We start from the raw sequence: 21313 nt of genomic DNA, 5'->3' as shown, positions 1-21313 counted from the left end.
ATCATGTTTGGAAGCTTTACGAAGGATTTAGGAATTGATTTGGGAACTGCAAACACATTAGTATATATTAAAGGAAAAGGTGTTGTTGTGCGGGAGCCATCCGTTGTTGCCGTGCGCAATGATACGAAGGAAGTTGTGCAGGTTGGCGAACAGGCTAAGCTGATGATTGGCCGTACACCTGGAAATATTAGTGCCATTCGCCCAATGAAAGACGGTGTCATTGCTGATTTTGATACAACGACAGCGATGATTAAATATTTTATAAAAAAGGCGCAAAAAAGTCGTTCTATGTTTGGGAATCATCCTAATATTATGATTTGTGTGCCTTCTGGAATAACTGCGGTTGAAAAGCGCGCAGTAGAGGATGCTGCCAAGCAAGCCGGCGCTCGTGAAGCTCAAACGATCGAGGAGCCGTTTGCTGCTGCGATCGGTGCTAACTTGCCGGTTTGGGAGCCTACAGGCAGCATGGTTGTTGATATTGGCGGAGGTACAACTGAGGTTGCGATTATTTCACTAGGTGGAATTGTTACAAGCCGTTCTGTGCGCATCGCTGGCGACAGCATGGACGAAGCGATTATTCAATATATTAAGAAAGCCTACAATTTATTAATCGGGGAACGTACTGCCGAGCAATTAAAAATGGAAATCGGGTCAGCTACCAAAATGGAGCAGCCGCTTACGATGGATATTCGCGGCCGTGATATTCTGTCAGGCTTGCCTAAAACGATGACGATTACTTCAGATGAAATTACTGAGGCACTGGCTGATACGATCAATGCGATAGTAGATGCCGTAAAAATTACACTTGAAAAAAGCCCACCAGAGCTTTCCGCAGATATTATGGATCGCGGCATCGTATTGACTGGTGGAGGCGCTCTGCTTAAAAATTTGGATGAACTACTAAAAAAAGAAACGGGAATGCCGGTTATGGTGGCTGATAACGCATTGGATTGTGTTGCAGTAGGTACAGGTCTTGCATTGGAGCATATGGATCTATTCAAGTCCAAGTCAACGTTAAGATCGAAGCGTTAAAGCCCGTAGTCCGGCATATGGCGGGTGACTCATTTGTTTAATTTTCTTAAAAATAAACGTTTATTTATGCTAATGGTCGGTTTTTTAGTGTTGATTGTTTTAATTGGCCTCACAATTGGCGGAAGAGAGAAGATTACGTGGCCAGAGCGATTTCTTAAAGATACCGTTGGATTTGTTCAGCAATTGATTTACAGGCCCGCTGGTGCTATAGCGGGCTTCTTTCAAGATATAAGCCAGTTGAATGAGGTTTATAAGGAAAATGAACAGTTTCGCATGATGGCTGCAGCCTATGCGCGCGATAAGGTTGAATACAACTTTCTCAAAAGCGAAAACGAACGTTTGATGAAAGAGCTGGAATTCAAAATTCATCAAGAGCAAATGTATGATTACAAGTATATGATTGCCCAGGTTATCTCAGTTAACAATGATGCCAACAATCGTACGATCAATATTAATTTGGGCTCCAAGCATGGTGTGGAGAAAAATATGGCGGTCGTGACGTCAGATGGCTTGGTTGGCATTGTAAATTCAGTCTCTGCTTTCTATGCGTCGGTAACGCCTTATACGGAGCTCAGCACAACGTCCACGACGTTTAATGCAATTTCTGCTACCGTCATGGGAAAAGAAACGGAATCATTTGGCATATTGTCGGATTATGATACGGAGCAAGAGCGATTAATTATGAGCAAAATCGGAGAAGAGGATCCAATGGTTCAAGGCGATATTGTGATCACCTCCGGACTGGGAAATATATATCCACGCGGACTTAGAATCGGTGAAATCGAGTCCTTGAAGGTCGGTGACTTTGGTTTGACCTATGTAGCCGAGATTAAACCATTTGCTAATTTGAATAAATTGACTGAGGTGTTTGTAGTAGCGGCTCCAAGCTATGATGAGGAAGAGGAGACTACGCCATGAGCATGAATCGTATCGTGCTGCTCATGCTGGCCATTTTTTTAGTGGAGGGCTCTTTAATTCCGTGGCTAATTCCAGACAGCTACGGTGATCGGATCATTCCTCACTTTACGTTTGTTATCGTCATTTTTTCAGCCTTGTATGGCAGCCGCCACCAAGCTCTTTTTCTGGGGATGGGCTTTGGCCTTTTGCAGGACGTTATTTATTACGGACATATGATTGGACCGCATTTTTTCTTTATGGGGCTTATCGGCTACTTGGTTGGAGTTGTACTGGAGCGTAAAAAAACGACATTGCTGCTGGCGATTTCAGTCGTCGGCTTTGCATGTCTGGCTTATGATTCGGCACTATATTTTGTCTATTCTGTGTTCAAGTTTACGAATGGCTCCTATCCATGGGCGCTCATTCAATATATATTGCCAAGCTTGTTTTTGCAGCTTGTTTTCACGCTGTGCATCTATGTGCCTGTCCGAAAAATGTTTGAAAAACGGATGAGATCTGCAGAATCGTCTGAGGAATTATAGGATAATAGCAGGAAAGTTGCAGGCTGAGCGAGAATACATTAGGTTGGGAGGGACTTAGATGACAGCAAAACAACATATTATGATAAAAGGTGTTAAGGACGGTCTGCTATTCCTTCTCGACGATCAATGTGATTTCGAGGTTATTTTAAGCGAACTGAAACATAAGCTTGAAAAAACGCATCAGCAGTTGCTGTCAGGTCCATTAATTCATATTACGGTAAAGCTGGGACAGCGAGCAATAACTGAAGAGCAGTCCAAGCAGCTGTCAGATATTCTGCGCGCACAGGGCAATTTAATGGTTCAGGCAATTGAAAGCGATGTTCCGCCTGCACGCAAGCTTCGCGCGCATGCTCAGTTGAAGGTAGCGACAACGATTGTTCGTTCTGGACAGGAAATAGACTATGATGGGGACTTGCTGCTGCTTGGAGACGTGCATCCGGGAGGGGTCGTACGCTGCACAGGCGACATTTATGTGATGGGAGCGTTAAACGGAATCGCTTATGCAGGCATCAACGGGCGAAAGGAAGCAATTATTGCGGCATCTGTGCTCAAGCCAACACAAATGAAAATTGCAGACATTATGAGTGATCCTTCAGACGACGTTGAGCCTGGGGATGGTCTGATGGAATATGCATACATAGAAAATGAGCAGCTATGTGTCCAAAAGCTGACGCTATTGCATCGAGAAAATCGTGTGCCAATAATCATGAGAGGAGTGTAGTCTATGGGAGAGGCTATCGTAGTCACATCAGGCAAAGGCGGGGTTGGGAAAACGACGACTTCTGCAAATATCGGTACAGCACTCGCGCTGTTGGGAAAAAAGGTAGTGTTAGTAGATACAGATATCGGCTTGCGCAATTTGGATGTCATTATGGGCTTGGAAAACCGCATCATCTATGATCTTGTTGATGTTGCTGAAAAGCGCTGCAGACTTGAGCAGGCTTTAATCAAGGACAAGCGTTTTGACGAGCTTTACATGCTGCCAGCTGCTCAGACGAAGGACAAGGATGATATTAAGCCAGACCAGATGCTAAATATTATTACAGAATTAAAGCAAACGCATGACTTTGTTATTATCGACTGCCCGGCAGGCATTGAGCAAGGATTTCGCAATGCGATTGCCGGAGCAGAGCGCGCTATCATTGTCACGACACAGGAAACGGCTGCAGTTCGTGATGCTGACCGGGTAATCGGATTATTGGAGCAAAATAAAATTCCTTCCAAGCTCATCGTCAATCGTGTGCGGCCAGCTATGATGAAGCGAGGTGAAGTGCTGGAAATTAACGATATTTGCCAGGTGCTAGCGATCGACTTGCTTGGCATCGTGCCAGAGGATGAAAAGGTGATTGCCGGTTCTAACTTCGGCGAGCCGGTAGCGATGAACCCGACCTTTAAATCCGGCATGGCCTATCGCAACATTGCCAGACGAATGCTGGGGGATATGGTGCCGCTAATGACTTTAGATGAGAAAACAGGAACACTGACAAGGATCCGCAAGTTTTTCGGAATGGGATGATGTAAGTGCTTAACAAAATTAAAAAAATAGATTGGGTCATCGTTTTTATACTGATAGCACTTATGTTTATCAGCTATTTTATTTTGCATAGCGCAACAGCACATACGATTTTGTATGCTGGGTTTGAAAAGACTCAGCTTCTATATTTTTGTTTAGGCTTTTTCGTTCTGTTTGCTATGGTATTTATCGATTATCGTATTTTTTTGAAATTTTGGTGGCTGCTCTACGGGATTGGTCTTGTTTCCCTGGTCCTGATTCTCACAATAGGTAAAACAAAAAACGGTGCAAGAGGCTGGTTTGATATATTTGGCCTTTCTGTCCAGCCCGCTGAGCTCGTTAAAATTTTTCTCATTATCGGGATCGCTTATTTGCTTGGCAGACGAATGGGCGAGCCGTTGAAATTTGTAAAAGATGTCATTCCAATCGGAATTTTTTCAGTCATCCCTTTTGCGCTTGTCATGGCCCAGCCGGACCTTGGCAATGCGATTATTTATGTCGTAATTGTAATCGGCATGCTGTGGATGGGGAATGTCAAGTATTGGCATACGCTGATCGGAATTGGAATTGTAGTAGGCTCCCTGCTGCTATTTGTTTTTCTGTTTACTAATTTCAATGATGAGATTAAGACATTTTTTGAAGATCAGGGAAAGGTGCACTGGTATGAGCGGATTAACACCTTTATCCATCCTGAGCAAGCGACGTATGACGAGAGAATGCAGTCTGAAAATGCGCAGGAGGCAATTGGCTCGGGAGGCTTGTCGGGGCAGGGCTATTTGCAGGGGACGATGAAAAACGGCGGCTTTGTTCCATACTTGTATTCTGACTCAATTTTTGTTGTTATTGGCGAGGAATTCGGCTTCCAGGGAGCTGCCATCCTGCTGCTGCTTTACTTCGTGCTCATATACAGGATGATTCTTGTCGCCTTTACGTGCAAGGATAGGCGGGCAGCTTATATGATCATCGGGATTGTGTCGATGTTTGTGTTTCAAATATTCCAAAACATCGGAATGATGATCGGCATTATGCCGATTACGGGCATCACATTGCCGTTTATAAGCTTTGGCGGTACGTCGCTTATGCTTAATATGTTTTCAATTGGTCTGGTAATGAGCATTCGTGCCCATCAGCATATGTACGAAATTGAAGATTAAATGCATTCAAATATAAGGTCGATTCGCAGGACTACCTTGCTTGGCTTGGCTGAGCTTTGGTAGTCTCTTGTTTTCTGACAGGATAAATAAGTTTTTGGATCAAAAGCAGCTTCCAACCAGCTTCAGCATACTTGTCCTGAACTGAACATAAGGATAAGTATAAGCTGAATAATGGAGTTGATGCGTTATGGACCAAATGGAACGAGATCCTGAGAAGCTGTGGAAGAAGGATAACAACCACTGGAATCAAGCGGGGATGGAGGACCACACTGGCAGTGAGCTGGACGAGAAAAGCTCTTATAGCTTCTTCCAGCATCTGAAGTTTCAAGCGATTTTTGCAATTATTATTTTTGTAGCCTTATTTGCTGCATCCCATGTAAAGCATCCGGTTATTGAGCAGTCCAAAGGCTGGCTCAAAACAGAGCTGGATCGCTCGTTTGATTTTGTAGCCATTGCAGTTTGGTACGAGGAGCTGTTTCAAGGCTCGCCTTCATTTATACCTAGCTTTGGTAATAAAAGCGAGCTTGCACTAGCCAAGCAACCAGCCAATGAGGCAGTAGCTCCGCTAGAGGATGGCGTACTTCTGCACTCCTTTGCCGAGCTGCTGAATGGCGTAGAGATTGCAGGGGACAAGCAAGCACCAGTAAAAGCAGTAGAAAAAGGAAGAGTGATTCTAGTACCTGAGCAGAAGGATAGTGTCATTATTCAGCACGCCAATCAGCGCTTATCGATATATACAAGGCTAGGCGAGGTGGATGTGGAGGTAAGCGACTGGGTTGAAGCGGGGTCAGTCATTGGGCGCTTGGCTCCCATTGCCGGCGAAGATTATAGTGTATTGTTTCTTGCGATGAAGCAAGGGGATCAGTACATTGATCCTCTGGGTGTGGTTACACTTGAATAAATGGACGCAAATCAAGTGGAGCTTGCATCCTTTATTTGTCATGATCCTGCTGCTGTCCGCTTTGACTGGCTATTTTATAGAGCTGCTCACCTTGTTTGCGATAGTTATTGTCCATGAGCTTGGACATGTTATTATGGCGCATGCGATGGGCTGGAGGGTAAGATCTGTAAAGCTGCTGCCCTTTGGCGGGGTCGTTGAAGTAGAAGAGGCTGCTGGCGCTTCTGCTCAGGAAGAGCTGCTAGTTGCGGTTGCAGGACCTTTGCAAAACATTTGGATGATCGTATTGGCTTACGTTTTTGGCGAGCTTGGCTGGTGGTCTTTGGAGTGGACAACCTACTTCATTGAGGCCAATCTATGGATCGCCGTCTTCAACCTGCTGCCTGTCATGCCGCTCGACGGGGGCAAAATTGCTCAGGCGCTGCTTAGCTATCGTTTAAGCTATTATGCAACGCTGCTATGGACAGCGCGTATTAGCGTTGCAATAAGTGCAATGATTATCATATATTCGCTGCTGCCTGTAATATTGAAATCAGGTGGAATCAAGCTGAACGAATTAATGATCGGCATATTTTTACTGGCCTCGAATATGACGACACTGCGCAACATACCATTTCTTTTTTACCGCTTTATGCTGCAGCGGCATGCTCAGCTCAAGCGAAAGGTGCAAGGAAAGAAAAAAGAATTTCCGATCCTCACTCCCGCAAACCAAACCTTGTACGAGGCACTAAAAAACTATCGGAGAAACCGAACGAATTTGCTTTGTATTATTGACCGCCTCGACCAGCCTTTTCGTCTGCTGCCTGAGCAAGAGGCTTTGGAGCATTGTGTGGGGGGGGAGGGGCAGCGTGCAGTAGGAGAACTTTTACGCTAAAATAGTAGGGGATGTTTAAAAAGCTGGACTTTGATGACGATGCGACTCCTTTGTAGCGGATTCGGCGGCGAATCTTGAACGCTAGCGAAAATTCCGGTGCTCACGTAGCAAGTGCCTACGCTGCGCTCCTCATTTTCTACTAGCGTCCAAGCTTCTTGGTCCTGAAAGCCCAATTTTTAAACTTCAATTGGAAGGTGGTTTAAAAAGCTGGACTTTGATGACGATGGATTGCTTCGTAGTGAACCTGACATCGAAGCATGGACCCAAAAGAAAAAAGCACCAGCGGAGGAGCAAGCAATCCGAAAAACGGAAGAGTGTCGCCTTTAACATCGTAATGCAACCTTAAAGATTCAAATAAAAGCATTACGATTTAAAAAGCGACTGGAGGATTGCTTGCTCCGCAGCGCTGAAATTCAAGAAGCTCAACTTAGATGAAGCTGCGCTTGCTTCGTAGCATAATCGACGATGAGCCCCAGCGGAGGAGCAAAGTAATCCGAAAAACGAGAGTGTGTCGCCTTTAACATCGTAATGCAACCTTAAAAAATTGAAATAAGAAGCATTACGATTTAAAAAGCGACTGGAGGATTGCTTTGCTCCGCAGCGCTGACAAGATGTAACAAAGGTGGTGGCAATTAATGAAGCAATTGCTTATTCATATGGATGAAGAGCATACGCAGGCTGCGGTCGTTATGGACGGGCAGCTGACTGACTTTTTTGTCGAGCAGACGAAAGAGCGCAGCCTGGTGGGCAATTTTTATAAAGGGATTGTCAAAAATGTATTGCCAGGTATGCAAGCGGCATTCATCGATATTGGATTGACGAAAAATGCGTTTATATACGTTGATGATTTGCTCGATCCGAACATGGATAAGCAGCCGCAGCAAAAGCCAGTCATTTCTCAGCTTATTTCTCCAGGTCAGGAACTGATCGTTCAAGTTGTGAAGGATGCTTTGGGCAATAAAGGAGCACGAGTGACTACGCATTATAATTTGGCGGGCCGCTGGTTGGTCTATATGCCAAGCGCCGATTATATCGGGGTTTCTAAAAAGCTGCTCGACGACCAGGAGCGCGAACGATTGAAAGGCATCGCAGAGCAATTGCTGCGCTCGCCTGAAGGGCTGATTATGCGGACAGCAGCAATTGGCGAATCGAAGGACGCGCTGGAAAGCGACATTGAGCATTTGCGCCAGCTGTGGCAGACGATTTTAAGCCGGTCGGAGTCTGTAAAGAGTCCGTGCCTGCTGCATAGCGAGGAACAGCTGCTGCATCGTGTGTTTCGCGATTTTTATTCTGCTGAAATTTCCGAGATCGGAGTTAGCTCCAAGGAGCTTGAAGCTGAGGTGAAAATGATTGTAAAGCTTATTTCCCCGCAGCATATGCCCTCTATACGCTGCTATATGCAGCCTGAGCATTCTGTTATTTCGCAGTTTGCAGTGGACAGGCAGCTGCTGCAAGCCTTTGAACGCCGCATCCCGCTAGAAAGCGGAGGTTATCTGATCTGGGAGGAAACGGAAGCCTTAACAGTAATCGATGTTAATACGGGCAAATTTGTCGGCCATCACAATTTGGAGGAGACTCTGTTTCAAACGAATAAGGAAGCAGCTGAGCTGATTGCACGCTTGCTGCGAATTCGTGATACAGGCGGCATGATTATCGTAGATTTTATCGATATGGAGCAGGAAGAAAATCGCTCGAAAATATATAAGCTGCTAAGTCAGGCGGTTAAGTCGGATGTCGCCAAATGCGTAGTGTTTGGCTGGACAAGGCTTGGATTGATGGAGCTGACACGCAAAAAGACGCGGGACAGCTATACGGCAAAGTATTTGCAAGAAATAGTGTTGAAGTGATAGGCATAATATGCTATAATTGTCGGGTATGTTATTTTGTTAAGGAATGACATAGGTACCGCACGAATCGGGTTTAAGCACAGTTAATGCTGTCACCTTGATTAGGCGAGTCTTCGAATTATAAGGAGGTGCACCCATAATGTTCGCAATTATCGAAACTGGTGGTAAACAGTACAAGGTTCAAGAAGGCGATGTCATTTACATCGAAAAGCTTGAAGGAAGCGAAGGCGAAAGCGTTGTTTTCGACCGAGTTCTAGCTGTATCCGGTAGCAACGGTTTTGTAGCAGGTACTCCAACTGTATCTGGCGCTAAAGTGACTGGAACTGTTGAAAAACATGGCAGAGGTCAAAAAATCATTGTTTACAAATACAAAGCGAAAAAGAACTACCGTCGCAAGCAAGGTCATCGTCAACCGTACACTAAAGTAACAATTGGCAAAATCGAAGCTTAATAGGAGCTAAGATGGTTAAAATTACGATTGTACGCGATGACAAAAGCAATCGCATTGTATCGTTTGCTATTGAGGGACATGCTAATTACGCAAAGCATGGCGAAGATATTGTCTGTGCTGGTGTATCTGCTGTATCGGTTGGTACAGTAAATGCGATTGAAGCATTGGCGGGAGTTGAGCTTCCAGTCAAGATGAAGAACGGTTGGCTATCCTCGCGAATTCCGTCTGCAGCAGATGCTGATACGGATGCGAAGATTCAGCTGCTGCTTGAATCCATGATTGTAAGTCTCGATACGATCGCTCAATCATACGGTGATCATGTAAGGCTGCATGATCAAAACTTAAAAGAACGATGAGAAGGAGGGACACGAGATGTTGAAATTAAATCTTCAGTTGTTCGCATCCAAAAAAGGTGTAGGTTCTACAAAGAACGGCCGTGATTCTCACGCAAAGCGTCTTGGCGCAAAACGTGCTGATGGTCAGTTCGTTACTGGCGGAAGCATTTTGTATCGTCAACGCGGTACAAAAATCCACCCAGGAACTAACGTAGGCATCGGTAAAGATGATACACTTTACGCTAAAATTGATGGCGTTGTTAAGTTCGAACGTTGGGGTCGTGATCGCAAAAAAGTGAGCGTATACCCGGTTGAATTGGCACCAGTTGCCGCAGCAGAAGCTTAATAAGCAATAGCCCCTTCCATTGTATGGTCGGGGCTATTTTTTAACCACAATAGCATGGCTAATGCTCGTGATCAAGGCATTCTCAATAGCTGGACTGCTGCAAGCAGGCTATTACCGAAAGGTTGGTTTATAGATGAAGGGTTGGTTTAAATGGCGGCACTGGCTTTGGCTTACTGCGATTATACCTGCGATACTTATCATCTTAATGCCTGGCTACCGTTGGATGAATCTGCTTGCTGTACTGTGGGTGGCGCTGCTTGGTTTAGTAGATGTGAAGGCGCATCAGCTTCGTCATAAGCAGCAGCTGGCAAGCACGATTTTCTCTAATCATAAGCAATGGATTACGGTCATGAACCATCACAGGCATGACTGGATGAATGATCTGCAAGTGCTGTTTGGCTATATACGGCTTGGCAAGCATGAGCAGGTTGCTGAATATGTGGAGCGCATAAAGGGAAAAATGTTAGCGGAAAGCTGTATCTCCAAATTGAAGGAGCCGCATTTGGTGCACTATTTGTTCGGCTTTCGCAGCATGCCCAGCAGCTTTCATTTGGAAGTCGGTTTTGAATATGAGAACGAGCATGACGTTATACAGCTCGATGATGAACAGTCAGGCGAGTTGATCATTCAAATTTTGGCGGCATATCGTTTATACGCAAGCAAGGATACAACGGAGGAGCAGGTGCTGCGACTCGTTTTTCATAAACAACAGGATGGACTACATATCCGATTTAACTATAATGGCAGCTTGAATAATGAGCAGCTTTGGGCACAAAAAATCGAACAGCAGTTGAACAGTCATAGTGCTGCACGCTTGGTTGGCGGATTAAACGCCAAGCAGCTTGTCGTGCAGTTAACTAAGGCATGAACGGAGGCAAGTCATGTTTGTCGACAAGGCAAAAATATTTGTAAAAGGCGGCGACGGCGGCGACGGGTTAATTTCGTTTCGTCGTGAGAAATATGTAGAGAACGGTGGCCCTTTCGGCGGCGATGGCGGAAAAGGCGGAGATTTAATATTCCGCGTTGACGAAGGTTTGCGCACGCTGATGGATTTTCGCTATCAGAAGCATTTTAAGGCAGAGCGCGGTGAGCGCGGCAAGGTAAAGGGCATGCATGGAGCATCGGCGGATGATTTGATCGTGCGGATTCCGCCAGGAACGATTGTCACCGATGATGATACTGGTGAAGTGCTTGCTGATTTGACGCGGCACGGACAAGAGGTTGTCATCGCCAAAGGCGGCCGTGGTGGTCGCGGCAACATGCGCTTTGCAACGCCGACTAATCCAGCCCCTTATATCGCTGAAAACGGCGAGGCCGGGGAAGAACGCTGGGTAACGCTTGAGCTTAAAGTAATGGCGGATGTTGGTCTGGTAGGATTCCCGAGCGTTGGCAAATCAACACTGTTGTCTGTTGTATCAGGCGCGAGACCTAAAATAGGCGCGTATCATTTTACGACCATTTCACCCAATCTCGGTGTGGTGGACGTAGGCGACGGACGCAGCTATGTAATGGCCGATTTGCCAGGGCTGATTGAAGGTGCTCATGAAGGCGTTGGGCTTGGTCATGAGTTTTTGCGCCATGTCGAGCGGACCAAGGTTATTATCCATGTGATTGATATGGCAGCAACGGATGGACGCGACCCGTTCGACGATTGGGTCAAAATCAACAACGAGCTGCGACTGTATAATGAGAAGCTTGCTGAACGTCCGCAAATTATTGCGGCTAACAAGATGGACATGGCCGAGGCTGAGCAAAATTTGCCTGTCTTTCTTGAGCAGCTTAAACAATTTGACGGCGACAAAGAGCATATCATTATGCAAATTTCCTCGCTTACCAAGGAAGGAATTAATGAGCTGATCTACAAGGCGGCAGACGTACTGGATCAGGTTGAGCAGCAGCTGGCGGAAGCTGAGGAGCAGGATTTGACTGCAAGCGAGCAAGCTGAACGCAAAGTATTCAAATACGAGGGCAAAAAGGAAGCGAGCTTTAAAATTTCGCGTGACAATGAGGATTATGTCGTGGAAAGCGAAGAAATTGAACGCTACATGCAGCGCTTTAATTTGAACAGCTATGATGCAGTTATGCGCTTTGCTCGTATGCTGCGTAAAATGGGTGTAGACGAAGCATTGCGAAAACGCGGAGCAAGAGACGGTGATACCGTACGAATCGGCGACTTTTCGTTTGAGTTTTTTGAAGGCTCTGATTATAACCCTTATGATTAAAGGCATAGAAACTGACGATTGTAGAAAACTGCAGTCGTCTTTTTTGTTTTATATTTCGTATAAGCCTATTGAAAATAGAGCGGGGATTCGATATAATGTCCACTATAAGTGAACATATGTCTTTTGTAGGAGGACAAATAATGGCGGCTCGATTTTATGTCGTCCGTGAGGATATTTTGCCTGAGGCGATTGTTAAAACAATTCAGGCAAAGGAAATATTAAAAAGCGGCAAGGCGCAAACGATTAATGAAGCGGTGGAGCATGTAGGCTTGAGCCGCAGCGCGTTTTACAAGTATAAGGATGGCGTCTATGCACTTACTGAAATTTCCAGGGAGCATATTGCGACAATTGCCATGGACTTGGAGCATCGTTCTGGTGTATTGTCTAATGTACTAGCTATTATTGCGATGCATGAAGGAAATGTGCTGACGATGAATCAGAGTATTCCTTTGCAAGGCTATGCCAACGTTGTGCTGTCGGTCGATGTTTCCATGCTGGATATGGAGCTTGAGCCTTTTCTTCAGCTGCTAAAGGCTCAGTCTGGAGTGCGGCGTGCGGCAGTTATTGCTCAAGGATAACGATAGATAGATTGATATGGAGGGAAAGAGATGAAGCCGATTAAAGTTGGGTTATTGGGGTTAGGGACGGTCGGTACCGGTGTTGTGCGCATTGTCGAGAATCATCAGGATGATTTGAAAAATCAGATTGGCAGCGCGATTGAAATCGAAAAGATCGTCGTGTCTAATGTGAATAAAGCGCGCAACATTTCTGTTGCAGCAAGCAAGCTGACTGATGATGCGTGGGAAGTTATTCGCCATCCCGAAATCGATGTTATTATAGAGGTGATGGGCGGTACAACTGCGACCAAGGAGTACATCGTCGAAGCGCTTAAGCTAGGCAAGCATGTCGTAACTGCCAACAAGGATCTAATGGCTTTGTATGGCGGAGAGCTGCTTGAAATCGCCCAGCAGCATGGCTCTGATATTTATTATGAAGCGAGCGTTGCAGGAGGCATCCCAATTCTTCGGACGCTGGTCGATGGCTTCTCATCGGATCGTATTACGAAAATTATGGGAATTGTCAACGGCACGACAAATTATATTTTAACGAAAATGACGCAGGAAGGCGCTTCTTACGCCGATGTGCTGAAGGAAGCGCAGCAGCTTGGCTACGCTGAAGCAGATCCGACAAGCGATGTTGAGGGCCTGGATGCTGCACGCAAAATGGTCATATTAGCTCGTCTAGGCTTTCATACAAGCGTTGATTTGCAGGATGTTTCGGTACAAGGCATTTCCAACGTTACGAAAGAGGATATTCAGTATGCGAAGCGCCTTGGCTATCAGCTTAAGCTGTTAGGGATCGCACAATGCGATGAAAATCAAATTAGTGTGTCCGTTCAGCCGACTATGGTTAAAAATTCGCATCCAATTGCTTCTGTCAATGGCGTGTTTAATGCTGTGCTCGTTACAGGAGAGGCAGTCGGCGAAACGATGTTCTACGGTGCCGGCGCTGGCGAGCTGCCAACTGCAACCTCAGTTGTTGCTGATTTGGTTGCGGTTAGCAAAAATATGAAGCTTGGCATTAGCGGCAAGCGTATAAATTCCGCATTTAAGCAAACTGTACTGAAGACAGACGACCAAATTTCTTCTAAATATTTTCTGCTGCTTGAAGTAGCCGATCGCGCTGGAGTATTGGCGCAAATTACACAAGAGCTGGCTAAATACGAGATCAGCCTGGAGTCTGTGCTGCAGCAGGCAAATCCTAGCTCCAACACTGCGGAAATTATCGTCATTACACATGATGCGAGCAAGGCAGCAATTCAGAGCCTGCTGGACAGATTTAAAGGCATGGACGTTATTCATCAAGTAAAAAGCGTATATCGGGTAGAAGGATAGGGACATGAATAAAATTACAAATGAAACAGTAGTCGTAAAAATTCCAGCCAGCACAGCCAATCTCGGTCCAGGCTTCGATGCGCTTGGCATGGCTCTTTCCTTGTATGCCTGGCTTGAGCTCTCGGTAGCAAATGAGACGGAAGTAAAGCTTTATGGAGCAGGCATGGACGAATTGCCTACAGACTCCAGCAATTTAGTATATCAGGTTGCTCAGCGCGTTTTTGCCAAGGCAGGACTGGCCGAGCAGCCTTTGAAAATAAGTATGTACAGTGATATTCCATTAACAAGAGGATTGGGCAGCAGTGCTTCTGCCATTGTAGGTGCGCTTGTTGCTGCTAATGAAATGCTGGGCGGCGTTTTCGCTCAAGAAGAGCTGTTTCAAATGGCAACCGAGCTGGAGGGGCATCCAGACAACGTAGGAGCCTCCTTGTTCGGAGGAATTATCGTTTCCTCTTGGGATGGTGTTGCAGCTCCCTACGTTAAAATTACACCGCCACAAGCACTTGAAACAATCGTTATTATTCCGGATTTTCAATTATCTACGGAAAAAGCAAGACATGCTTTGCCCGAGCAATATTCTAAATCCGACGTCGTGTTCAATATCGGGCGCAGCTCATTGCTGGTCGCAGCGCTGGCGAGCGGTCAGCTGCAGTTGATCCGATCAGCGATTCAGGATCGCATTCATCAGCCTTATCGGGCATCCTTAATCCCTGGAATGAGCTATATATTAGAGCAGGCCGTCCATCATGGCGCATTAGGGGCTGCTTTAAGCGGTGCAGGCCCTACTTTAATTGCCTTTATTGATTGCCATAGCGAGCAAAAGGCTCAGCTGCAGCAATTTATGGTAGATACGATGAGCAGTGAAGGAATTGCTGCGACGACAATGACACTTGCTCCTGATCAATTTGGCGCGCGTGTAATTTACAAAGAAGAGCAGGTTGTGCGGGATTTGCCGTTTATGGAATTGATAAAAGGAGACGATTGCTGATGGTAACAGTAGCATTGCTGCCAGCGGGATCAGTATCGGATGAAGCTGCGAGGCTGTTTTTTCAACAGGAGGATGTACAATACAAGCATCATCGTTTAATTTCTGATGTGTTTTTGTCAACAGCAAACGATATAAGCCAATACAGCGTTATTCCGATTGAAAATACAATAGATGGTTCCGTAAGCTTGCATATGGATTGGTTAGTGCATGAAGTAGATTTGCCTATCCAGGCAGAATGGATTTATCCGTCCAACCAAAATTTGATCGGGCGGCGCTCAGAGCTGGTTAATGAGCATGGAGAGTATGATTTTTCGCGTGTAAAAAAAATTATTAGTCATCCTGTAGCGATGTCGCAATGCTTGAAATTTATTCGAGAGTATTTACCGGAGGATGTCGAGAAGGAGCATGTTAGCAGCACCGCAGAGTCTGTAAGAATTGTAAGAGATTTGCCTGAACAAGGCGTATTTGCAATCGGGACGAAGACAGCTGCTGTCAACAATGGATTGGATGTATTAGTCGAGTCAGTGACCGATCACCAAAACAACTACACTCGCTTTTTCCTTGTCGGAAACAAACCGTATACGGGCAGAGAGACTGCTCAGATGCGTACAAGCATATTAGTTACATTGCCGGAGGATTTTCCCGGTGCGCTGCATCAGGTGCTGTCGGCATTTGCATGGCGCAGAATCAACCTGACCAGAATAGAGTCCAGACCGACGAAAAAGAAGCTCGGCAGCTACTATTTTTATATTGAAATTAAATATTCATTGAATGAACGGCTGCTGCAGCTGGCGTTAGAAGAAATTACAGCGATTGGCTGTCATGTTCGTGTACTTGGCAGCTACCCGTGCTTTACATACGACCAGCTAATAACTGAGCAGCAGATGTATTGAGTAAAGGCCTTCCCATCGAAAGATGCGGGAGGCTTTTTAACATTTTGTTCCACAAAAAGGAGTGCAAAAGCCTATCCAGACGAGTCTGTCTGCGCAGCATGATTCAGCTTGAAAAAGCAATCTGCACAGCCTGCCAATGCTGTCTGGCAGGCTATTACCCAATTAATGGGCCTGGTCATGCAAAGTTTTTTTCATTTTATGGTGACGACTGCCTACTTGCTGCATAGGATGTATAGACTAAATACGGCAAATGCCCGTATGAGAAGTACATCTTGTATAGGAGGAATCAATAGGTGAAGATACACATTATTAAACAAGGCGATACCTTGTATCATATTGCCCAGAAATATCATGTCACCGTCGACCAGATTTTAAATTATAATCACGGTTTAGACCCTTACAACCTGCAAATTGGAACAAAAATTAAAATACCGTCCTCATCAGGCCACCATGGCGGATCATCCCATCATGAAATCATACATCAGCATGTTGTAAAATCTGGCGATACCATGTGGAAGCTTTCACAAGAGTGGGGCGTTTCCTTGGCAGAGCTGACAGCAGCGAATCAGCATATCAAAAATCCAAATGTATTAATGGTCGGAGAAATCGTCAACATCCCAAAACACGGTGGACATTCTGCAACGCCTGCTGCCTCTGCACATGCTACATCGATCCCTTCACTATTTACGTCACAGCCTGAAATTTCTGCATCAGCCACTAGCTCTGTGGTTGAGCAATTGATGCCAGGCTTACAGCTTCATACAGTATCGCCAGGCGAGACAATTAATGGAATTGCTGCAAACAGCGGAATCAGTCAGGAGGATTTGATGGCATTGAATCCAAGTATCGGAGATCCTAATCAAATGCAGGCTGGAATGAATCTTCTTGTTCCGAAGTCTGTAACTGCACAAAACAATGCTGGCTTTGGAATTAGTCAAGGCTATACCGTTCAGCCAGGAGATACGCTATGGAAGCTTTCACAAGCATGGAATGTATCACTTGATGCGATTGTTGCTGCCAACAGCCAGTTAAGCAATCCCGATCAATTAACACCAGGTCAAGTAATCAATGTGCCGCATAATGTAAGTGCTAATTTGGCTGCTGCTAATGCTGCATCCAATGCAACCGCATTTGGCAAGAAGAATACTGGCGTTATTGCTAAAAGCAATACGAATGTAAAAGGAACAGCTCCAATAAAGGTACAAATTGCACCTACAGCTCAAGCTAAAGCAGAAACCTTACCTGCTAAAATTACGCCGCAAGCAGCAAAAGTAGAAGCGCAAGCGAACAAAGTAATGCCGCAAGCGACGAAGGTTGAAGCGCAGGCGAACAAAGTGATGCCGCAAGCGACAAAAGTTGAAGCGCAAGCGAATAAAGTAATGCCGCAAGCGACGAAGGTGGAAGCGCAAGCGAACAAAGTAATGCCGCAAGCGACGAAGGTGGAAGCGCAGGCGAACAAAGTAATGCCGCAGGCGACGAAGGTGGAAGCGCAAGCGAACAAAGTGATGCCGCAGGCAACGAAAGTTGAAGCGCAAGCGAACAAAGTAATACCGCAGGCAACGAAAGTTGAAGCGCAAGCGAATAAAGTAATGCCACAAGCGACGAAGGTGGAAGCGCAAGCGAATAAGATCATGCCGCAAGCAACGGCTAACAATGCAGCAGCCTATTCGAACAATGTAGCTCCGCTAGCAACGAAAGTTGAGGCGGCAAACAAAATAATGCCGCAAGCTTCAAAGGTAGAGGCGGCGAATAAAATTATGCCGCAAGCTACTAAAGTAGAAGCAGCGAACAAAATTATGCCACAGGCGACGAAAGTTGAGGCGGCGAACAAAATGATGCCACAGTCAAACGGAAACGCGTCCGTGTATTCAAACAATGTAGCGCCATTGACAACAGGAAATACATCTGCATACTCGAACAATGTAGCGCCATACGCCACAGGAAATACATCTGCATACTCGAACAATGTAGCGCCATTGACAACAGGGAACACATCTGCATACTCGAACAATGTAGCGCCATACGCCACAGGAAATACATCCGCCTATTCGAATAATGTAGCGCCATACGCCACAGGAAATACATCCGCGTACTCGAACAATGTAGCGCCATTGACAACAGGAAATACATCCGCGTACTCGAACAATGTAGCGCCATTGACAACAGGAAATACATCCGCGTACTCGAACAATGTAGCACCTTATGCCACAGGGAACACATCCGCCTATTCGAATAATGTAGCACCTTATGCCACAGGAAATACATCCGCGTACTCGAACAATGTAGCACCTTATGCCACAGGGAACACATCTGCCTATTCGAACAATGTAGCGCCATACGCTACAGGGAATGCATCTGCCTATTCGAACAATGTAGCGCCTTATGCAACTGGGAATGCTTCGGCTTATTCCAATAAAGTTGCCCCGTACGCAACGGAAAACTATGCTGCTTATTCGAACAAAATAGCACCTCTATCTACAACCAAGGTGCAATCTGTTGCAAACAAAATAGCGCCAGCAGCAAACAAAGTGGCTCCACTGTCATACGAAATGCCAATTTCGAACAAAATAGCGCCAGCAGCGAACAAAGTGGCTCCATTGTCATACGAAATGCCAATTTCGAACAAAATAGCACCAGCGGCTAATAAAGTAGCTCCTTTTGAAAATAAAGGCTATGCCGGCTATAAGCCGCTTCCTTCAGAGGTAGAGCCATATTCTTATAAAACAAATGCCAATGTAACGTATCCTTACTACGCAGCCAACACATCTGCCTATGCAGCCAATCAAAAGCCAGCAGCATATTCGTCCTATGGCAATGTGCCATATTATTACGGCTACGGCAATTCAACGTATCCTAACGGGGCGAATTGGGGCTATGCCCAGCCGATGAATATGTCCGGCAATACGATGGGAGCAATGAATGCAAATCCTATTACTGCACAATCGGCAATGTATCCTCCAATGAATGCAGCACCAGTAATGCCTGCATACAATCAATGGAATGCCGACTGCGGCTGTGGCGGACCACAGGCCAATATGTATGCGCCTATGAATCAGTCAGCTAATAAATATGCGACGATGAATGAATCTGCCAACAAATTTGTCGGAATGAACGAGTCTGCAAATAAATTAGCGCCAGCCTCTGTCAAGGGCAAACGTGGCGGTAAAAAAGTAAACATTCGCTCTGCAAAAAATCCAGGCAAAAAGCAAAGAGGCGGCAAGCCTTGGCTTAATGTGTAGCATGCAGCAATCATATTAAAAATGATGAGCAGTGTTCTGCGAAGCGGAATGCTGCTCTTTCAATTCATATCCGAAGCAATAATATGTGATGGAAAATTAAAGATTAAAATTGCAAATATTGTCCACACTATGGTTATGACTTGATGAAGGAGACAGCATGATGCAAAATTCAGTTTGGAAAAAAATCAAAAAAAGAATAAGGCGCAAATTAAAACGTTATGGTTCATTAGCTTGGAGTGCCGCTAGATTGTATACGCTGCTTGCCGTGCTACTATCAGCTGTAATCTCTGGCACAGCGACTGTTCATGCAAACGCAATGACTTCGTTTAAGGATGAACTGTCAAGCTGGTTTAGCGATCAACAAAAGCTCAGAGCGATTTTACACCGAGTTTATGTATGCGGCGAAGAAATTGTGGAACTGGGAAACCTGTCTTACGAGAATGTCGTCATATTAATTCAGCAAAATCCGCAGTGGAAGCTTTCTGTTGACCAAGCGCATACGATTATGCGCTTTGAGGAGCATGTAGATGACTTGTCGCCACATTGTAAGGCGAATGCATTTTTTGGAATTGATGATGAAGGCTTGTTCTCATTGTATGACGGCACACCTGCACAGGAAAAAGTAATGAAAACATTTTTTCAATTGAACATCCCTTATTTGGAAAGCCGATTGCCCAAGCAGGAGCTGGAGCATTTACAGCACGGAATTCGAGTGCGAGATATTGAAGAATACGATAGTGTGCTATCGACCTTTAATGAATTTAGGCTGGATCGGGTCAGCCAATAGTTTATCTGCAAGGGAGTTTATACAATTGCATAAACGAGTAAAGCCAAATGACTAAGATCCTGTTACTGATGCCATTTTCAGTAAACAGGATCTTTTTGCTGGATATAGACCTTTTTACTCATATTAAAACAATAATGAAACATTCGTTCTCATAATTCCGTTGATTTGTTATAATGAAGGGTAGACGCTTAAAGAGCTGACTCGGATGCTGCTGAATAGCCTCTTGCGTTATTAAAAGATAGAGGTGAATCAATGAGAGTATTAGGAATCGATCCGGGAATTGCTATCACCGGATTTGGATTCATAGATAAGCAAGGTCATAAGCTGACCCCTGTTCAATATGGTGCGATTACGACAGAAGCACATACTCCTCAGGAGCAGCGCTTGATTCAAGTATATGAATCGGCCTGCGCATTAATGGATCGCTATCAACCAGATGCTGTAGCGGTTGAAAAGCTGTTCTTCAATCGCAATGTAACGACGGCCTTTGCCGTTGGACAAGCTAGAGGCGTTATTATATTAGCCGCTGCGCAGCGGGGCTTGCCGGTAGCCGAGTATACGCCGCTGCAGGTAAAGCAAGCGGTTGTAGGCTATGGCAATGCGGAAAAGCGGCAGGTGCAGGAAATGGTCAAAATGTTTCTCAAGCTGAGTGCAATACCGAAGCCGGATGATGTTGCAGACGCGCTGGCAGTGGCGATCTGCCATGCCCATTCAGCAGTGCTGGTGCAAAAAATTAATGAGGTGAAGCGGTCGTGATCGATTATTTAAAGGGCACAGTGGCTTTTGTTGAAGCCGACTATGCGGTAGTTGAAGTAAGAGATATTGGATATCGCGTGTTTGCTCCTAATCCATATGCGCTAATGGCTGCTCAGCAACCTGTTACTGTACATATTCATTATCATGTGCGTGAGGACGCCGTATTATTATTCGGATTTGAAACTCGAGAGCAGAAGCTGCTGTTCCGCAAGCTGCTGGATGTATCAGGAGTCGGGCCCAAGGTTGCACTCGGCATGCTCTCGACTGGCACGCCGGAAGCGCTTGTGCAGGCGATTCAACAAGAGAATCTGGGCTATCTGACCAAGCTGCCTGGCGTCGGCAAAAAAACGGCGCAGCGTATCGTGCTTGATTTGAAGGACAAGCTTGGCGAGCTTGGCTTTGATATTTTTGCAACTGGCAGCTCGTTTAGCCTGCAATATGAGGATGCGCCTTCTGCTTCCATTCCTGAAGGAAAAAACTGGCGGGATGCGAAGGCTGGTTTAAAGGCGCTTGGTTATACCGATGCCGAGCTCGATCGCGCATGGCAAGCGATGCAGGACAATGCCAGTCAGGATGACAGCGTCGATATTTTAATGAAAAAGGCGCTGCAGCAGCTGTTTAAAGGATAACGATAACGGAAAGGA

The 21313-nt window shown here is 45.6% G+C and carries 22 protein-coding genes and 1 other annotated feature; all 22 genes read left to right on the top strand.

The window, feature by feature from the left end; genetic code table 11:
• The first annotated feature begins 3 nt into the window (after window positions 1–3).
• The 22 genes from KJS52_RS12740 (at window position 4) to ruvA (ending at window position 21298) form a co-directional block, all read left to right on the top strand.
• A complete protein-coding gene (locus KJS52_RS12740) occupies window positions 4–1032 on the top strand; it encodes a rod shape-determining protein (RefSeq protein ID WP_213515615.1) in 1029 nt (342 codons plus the stop codon).
• A gap of 24 nt (window positions 1033–1056) precedes the next feature.
• Window positions 1057–1950 carry a rod shape-determining protein MreC gene (gene mreC / locus KJS52_RS12735; protein ID WP_213515613.1) on the top strand — a complete coding sequence of 298 codons (894 nt, stop codon included), beginning with the start codon at window positions 1057–1059 and terminating at the stop codon, window positions 1948–1950.
• Window positions 1947–2471: a rod shape-determining protein MreD gene (gene mreD / locus KJS52_RS12730; RefSeq protein ID WP_213515611.1), complete on the top strand. Its 525-nt coding sequence runs from the start codon at window positions 1947–1949 to the stop codon at window positions 2469–2471. Before mreC ends, mreD begins: the two co-directional genes overlap by 4 nt.
• A gap of 58 nt (window positions 2472–2529) precedes the next feature.
• The gene (locus tag KJS52_RS12725; protein ID WP_213515610.1) at window positions 2530–3192 is read left to right on the top strand and encodes a septum site-determining protein MinC; all 663 of its coding nucleotides are present in this window, start codon (window positions 2530–2532) and stop codon (window positions 3190–3192) included.
• Window positions 3193–3195: 3 nt separating this feature from the next.
• Window positions 3196–3987 carry a septum site-determining protein MinD gene (gene minD, locus KJS52_RS12720; protein WP_213515608.1) on the top strand — a complete coding sequence of 264 codons (792 nt, stop codon included), beginning with the start codon at window positions 3196–3198 and terminating at the stop codon, window positions 3985–3987.
• A gap of 5 nt (window positions 3988–3992) precedes the next feature.
• The gene (locus KJS52_RS12715) at window positions 3993–5138 is read left to right on the top strand and encodes an FtsW/RodA/SpoVE family cell cycle protein (protein ID WP_213515606.1); all 1146 of its coding nucleotides are present in this window, start codon (window positions 3993–3995) and stop codon (window positions 5136–5138) included.
• Window positions 5139–5325: 187 nt separating this feature from the next.
• Window positions 5326–6039 carry a M23 family metallopeptidase gene (locus KJS52_RS12710; RefSeq protein ID WP_213515604.1) on the top strand — a complete coding sequence of 238 codons (714 nt, stop codon included), beginning with the start codon at window positions 5326–5328 and terminating at the stop codon, window positions 6037–6039.
• The gene (locus tag KJS52_RS12705; protein WP_213515603.1) at window positions 6032–6910 is read left to right on the top strand and encodes a M50 family metallopeptidase; all 879 of its coding nucleotides are present in this window, start codon (window positions 6032–6034) and stop codon (window positions 6908–6910) included. The genes KJS52_RS12710 and KJS52_RS12705 overlap by 8 nt, the downstream gene beginning before the upstream one ends.
• Before the next feature lie 635 nt (window positions 6911–7545).
• A complete protein-coding gene (locus KJS52_RS12700; RefSeq protein WP_213515602.1) occupies window positions 7546–8757 on the top strand; it encodes an Rne/Rng family ribonuclease in 1212 nt (403 codons plus the stop codon).
• Between the two features lie 49 nt (window positions 8758–8806).
• Window positions 8807–8880 (top strand) — a sequence feature (ribosomal protein L21 leader region).
• Window positions 8881–8896: 16 nt separating this feature from the next.
• Window positions 8897–9208 carry a 50S ribosomal protein L21 gene (gene rplU, locus KJS52_RS12695; protein WP_213515600.1) on the top strand — a complete coding sequence of 104 codons (312 nt, stop codon included), beginning with the start codon at window positions 8897–8899 and terminating at the stop codon, window positions 9206–9208.
• An 11-nt stretch (window positions 9209–9219) separates the two neighbouring features.
• Window positions 9220–9564, top strand: coding sequence for a ribosomal-processing cysteine protease Prp (locus KJS52_RS12690; protein WP_213515598.1), 345 nt, complete (start codon window positions 9220–9222; stop codon window positions 9562–9564).
• Between the two features lie 16 nt (window positions 9565–9580).
• Window positions 9581–9889, top strand: a complete 309-nt coding sequence (rpmA, locus tag KJS52_RS12685) for a 50S ribosomal protein L27 (protein ID WP_213515596.1) — start codon at window positions 9581–9583, stop codon at window positions 9887–9889.
• Window positions 9890–10022: 133 nt separating this feature from the next.
• The gene (locus KJS52_RS12680) at window positions 10023–10757 is read left to right on the top strand and encodes a Spo0B domain-containing protein (protein ID WP_246563494.1); all 735 of its coding nucleotides are present in this window, start codon (window positions 10023–10025) and stop codon (window positions 10755–10757) included.
• A gap of 13 nt (window positions 10758–10770) precedes the next feature.
• On the top strand, window positions 10771–12111 hold the full coding sequence (gene obgE / locus KJS52_RS12675) for a GTPase ObgE (RefSeq protein ID WP_213515594.1): 1341 nt from the start codon (window positions 10771–10773) through the stop codon (window positions 12109–12111).
• A gap of 140 nt (window positions 12112–12251) precedes the next feature.
• On the top strand, window positions 12252–12689 hold the full coding sequence (locus KJS52_RS12670; RefSeq protein ID WP_213515592.1) for an ACT domain-containing protein: 438 nt from the start codon (window positions 12252–12254) through the stop codon (window positions 12687–12689).
• Between the two features lie 30 nt (window positions 12690–12719).
• Entirely contained in the window at window positions 12720–14006 is a 1287-nt protein-coding gene (locus KJS52_RS12665; RefSeq protein WP_213515590.1) for a homoserine dehydrogenase, read from the top strand.
• 4 nt (window positions 14007–14010) lie between these two features.
• Window positions 14011–14994, top strand: a complete 984-nt coding sequence (gene thrB, locus KJS52_RS12660; protein ID WP_213515588.1) for a homoserine kinase — start codon at window positions 14011–14013, stop codon at window positions 14992–14994.
• Window positions 14994–15887: a prephenate dehydratase gene (gene pheA, locus KJS52_RS12655; RefSeq protein ID WP_213515586.1), complete on the top strand. Its 894-nt coding sequence runs from the start codon at window positions 14994–14996 to the stop codon at window positions 15885–15887. Before thrB ends, pheA begins: the two co-directional genes overlap by 1 nt.
• A gap of 293 nt (window positions 15888–16180) precedes the next feature.
• A complete protein-coding gene (locus tag KJS52_RS12650) occupies window positions 16181–19126 on the top strand; it encodes a LysM peptidoglycan-binding domain-containing protein (protein ID WP_213515584.1) in 2946 nt (981 codons plus the stop codon).
• Between the two features lie 160 nt (window positions 19127–19286).
• Window positions 19287–19913, top strand: coding sequence for a BofC C-terminal domain-containing protein (locus KJS52_RS12645; RefSeq protein ID WP_213515582.1), 627 nt, complete (start codon window positions 19287–19289; stop codon window positions 19911–19913).
• A 252-nt stretch (window positions 19914–20165) separates the two neighbouring features.
• Entirely contained in the window at window positions 20166–20669 is a 504-nt protein-coding gene (gene ruvC / locus KJS52_RS12640) for a crossover junction endodeoxyribonuclease RuvC (RefSeq protein ID WP_213515580.1), read from the top strand.
• Window positions 20666–21298, top strand: a complete 633-nt coding sequence (gene ruvA, locus KJS52_RS12635; protein ID WP_213515578.1) for a Holliday junction branch migration protein RuvA — start codon at window positions 20666–20668, stop codon at window positions 21296–21298. Before ruvC ends, ruvA begins: the two co-directional genes overlap by 4 nt.
• Window positions 21299–21313: the final 15 nt, after the last annotated feature.

This window comes from Paenibacillus montaniterrae, from assembly GCF_018403185.1.
Lineage (GTDB): Bacteria > Bacillota > Bacilli > Paenibacillales > Paenibacillaceae > Pristimantibacillus > Pristimantibacillus montaniterrae.
This window is presented reverse-complemented; position numbering and strand designations above follow the sequence as displayed.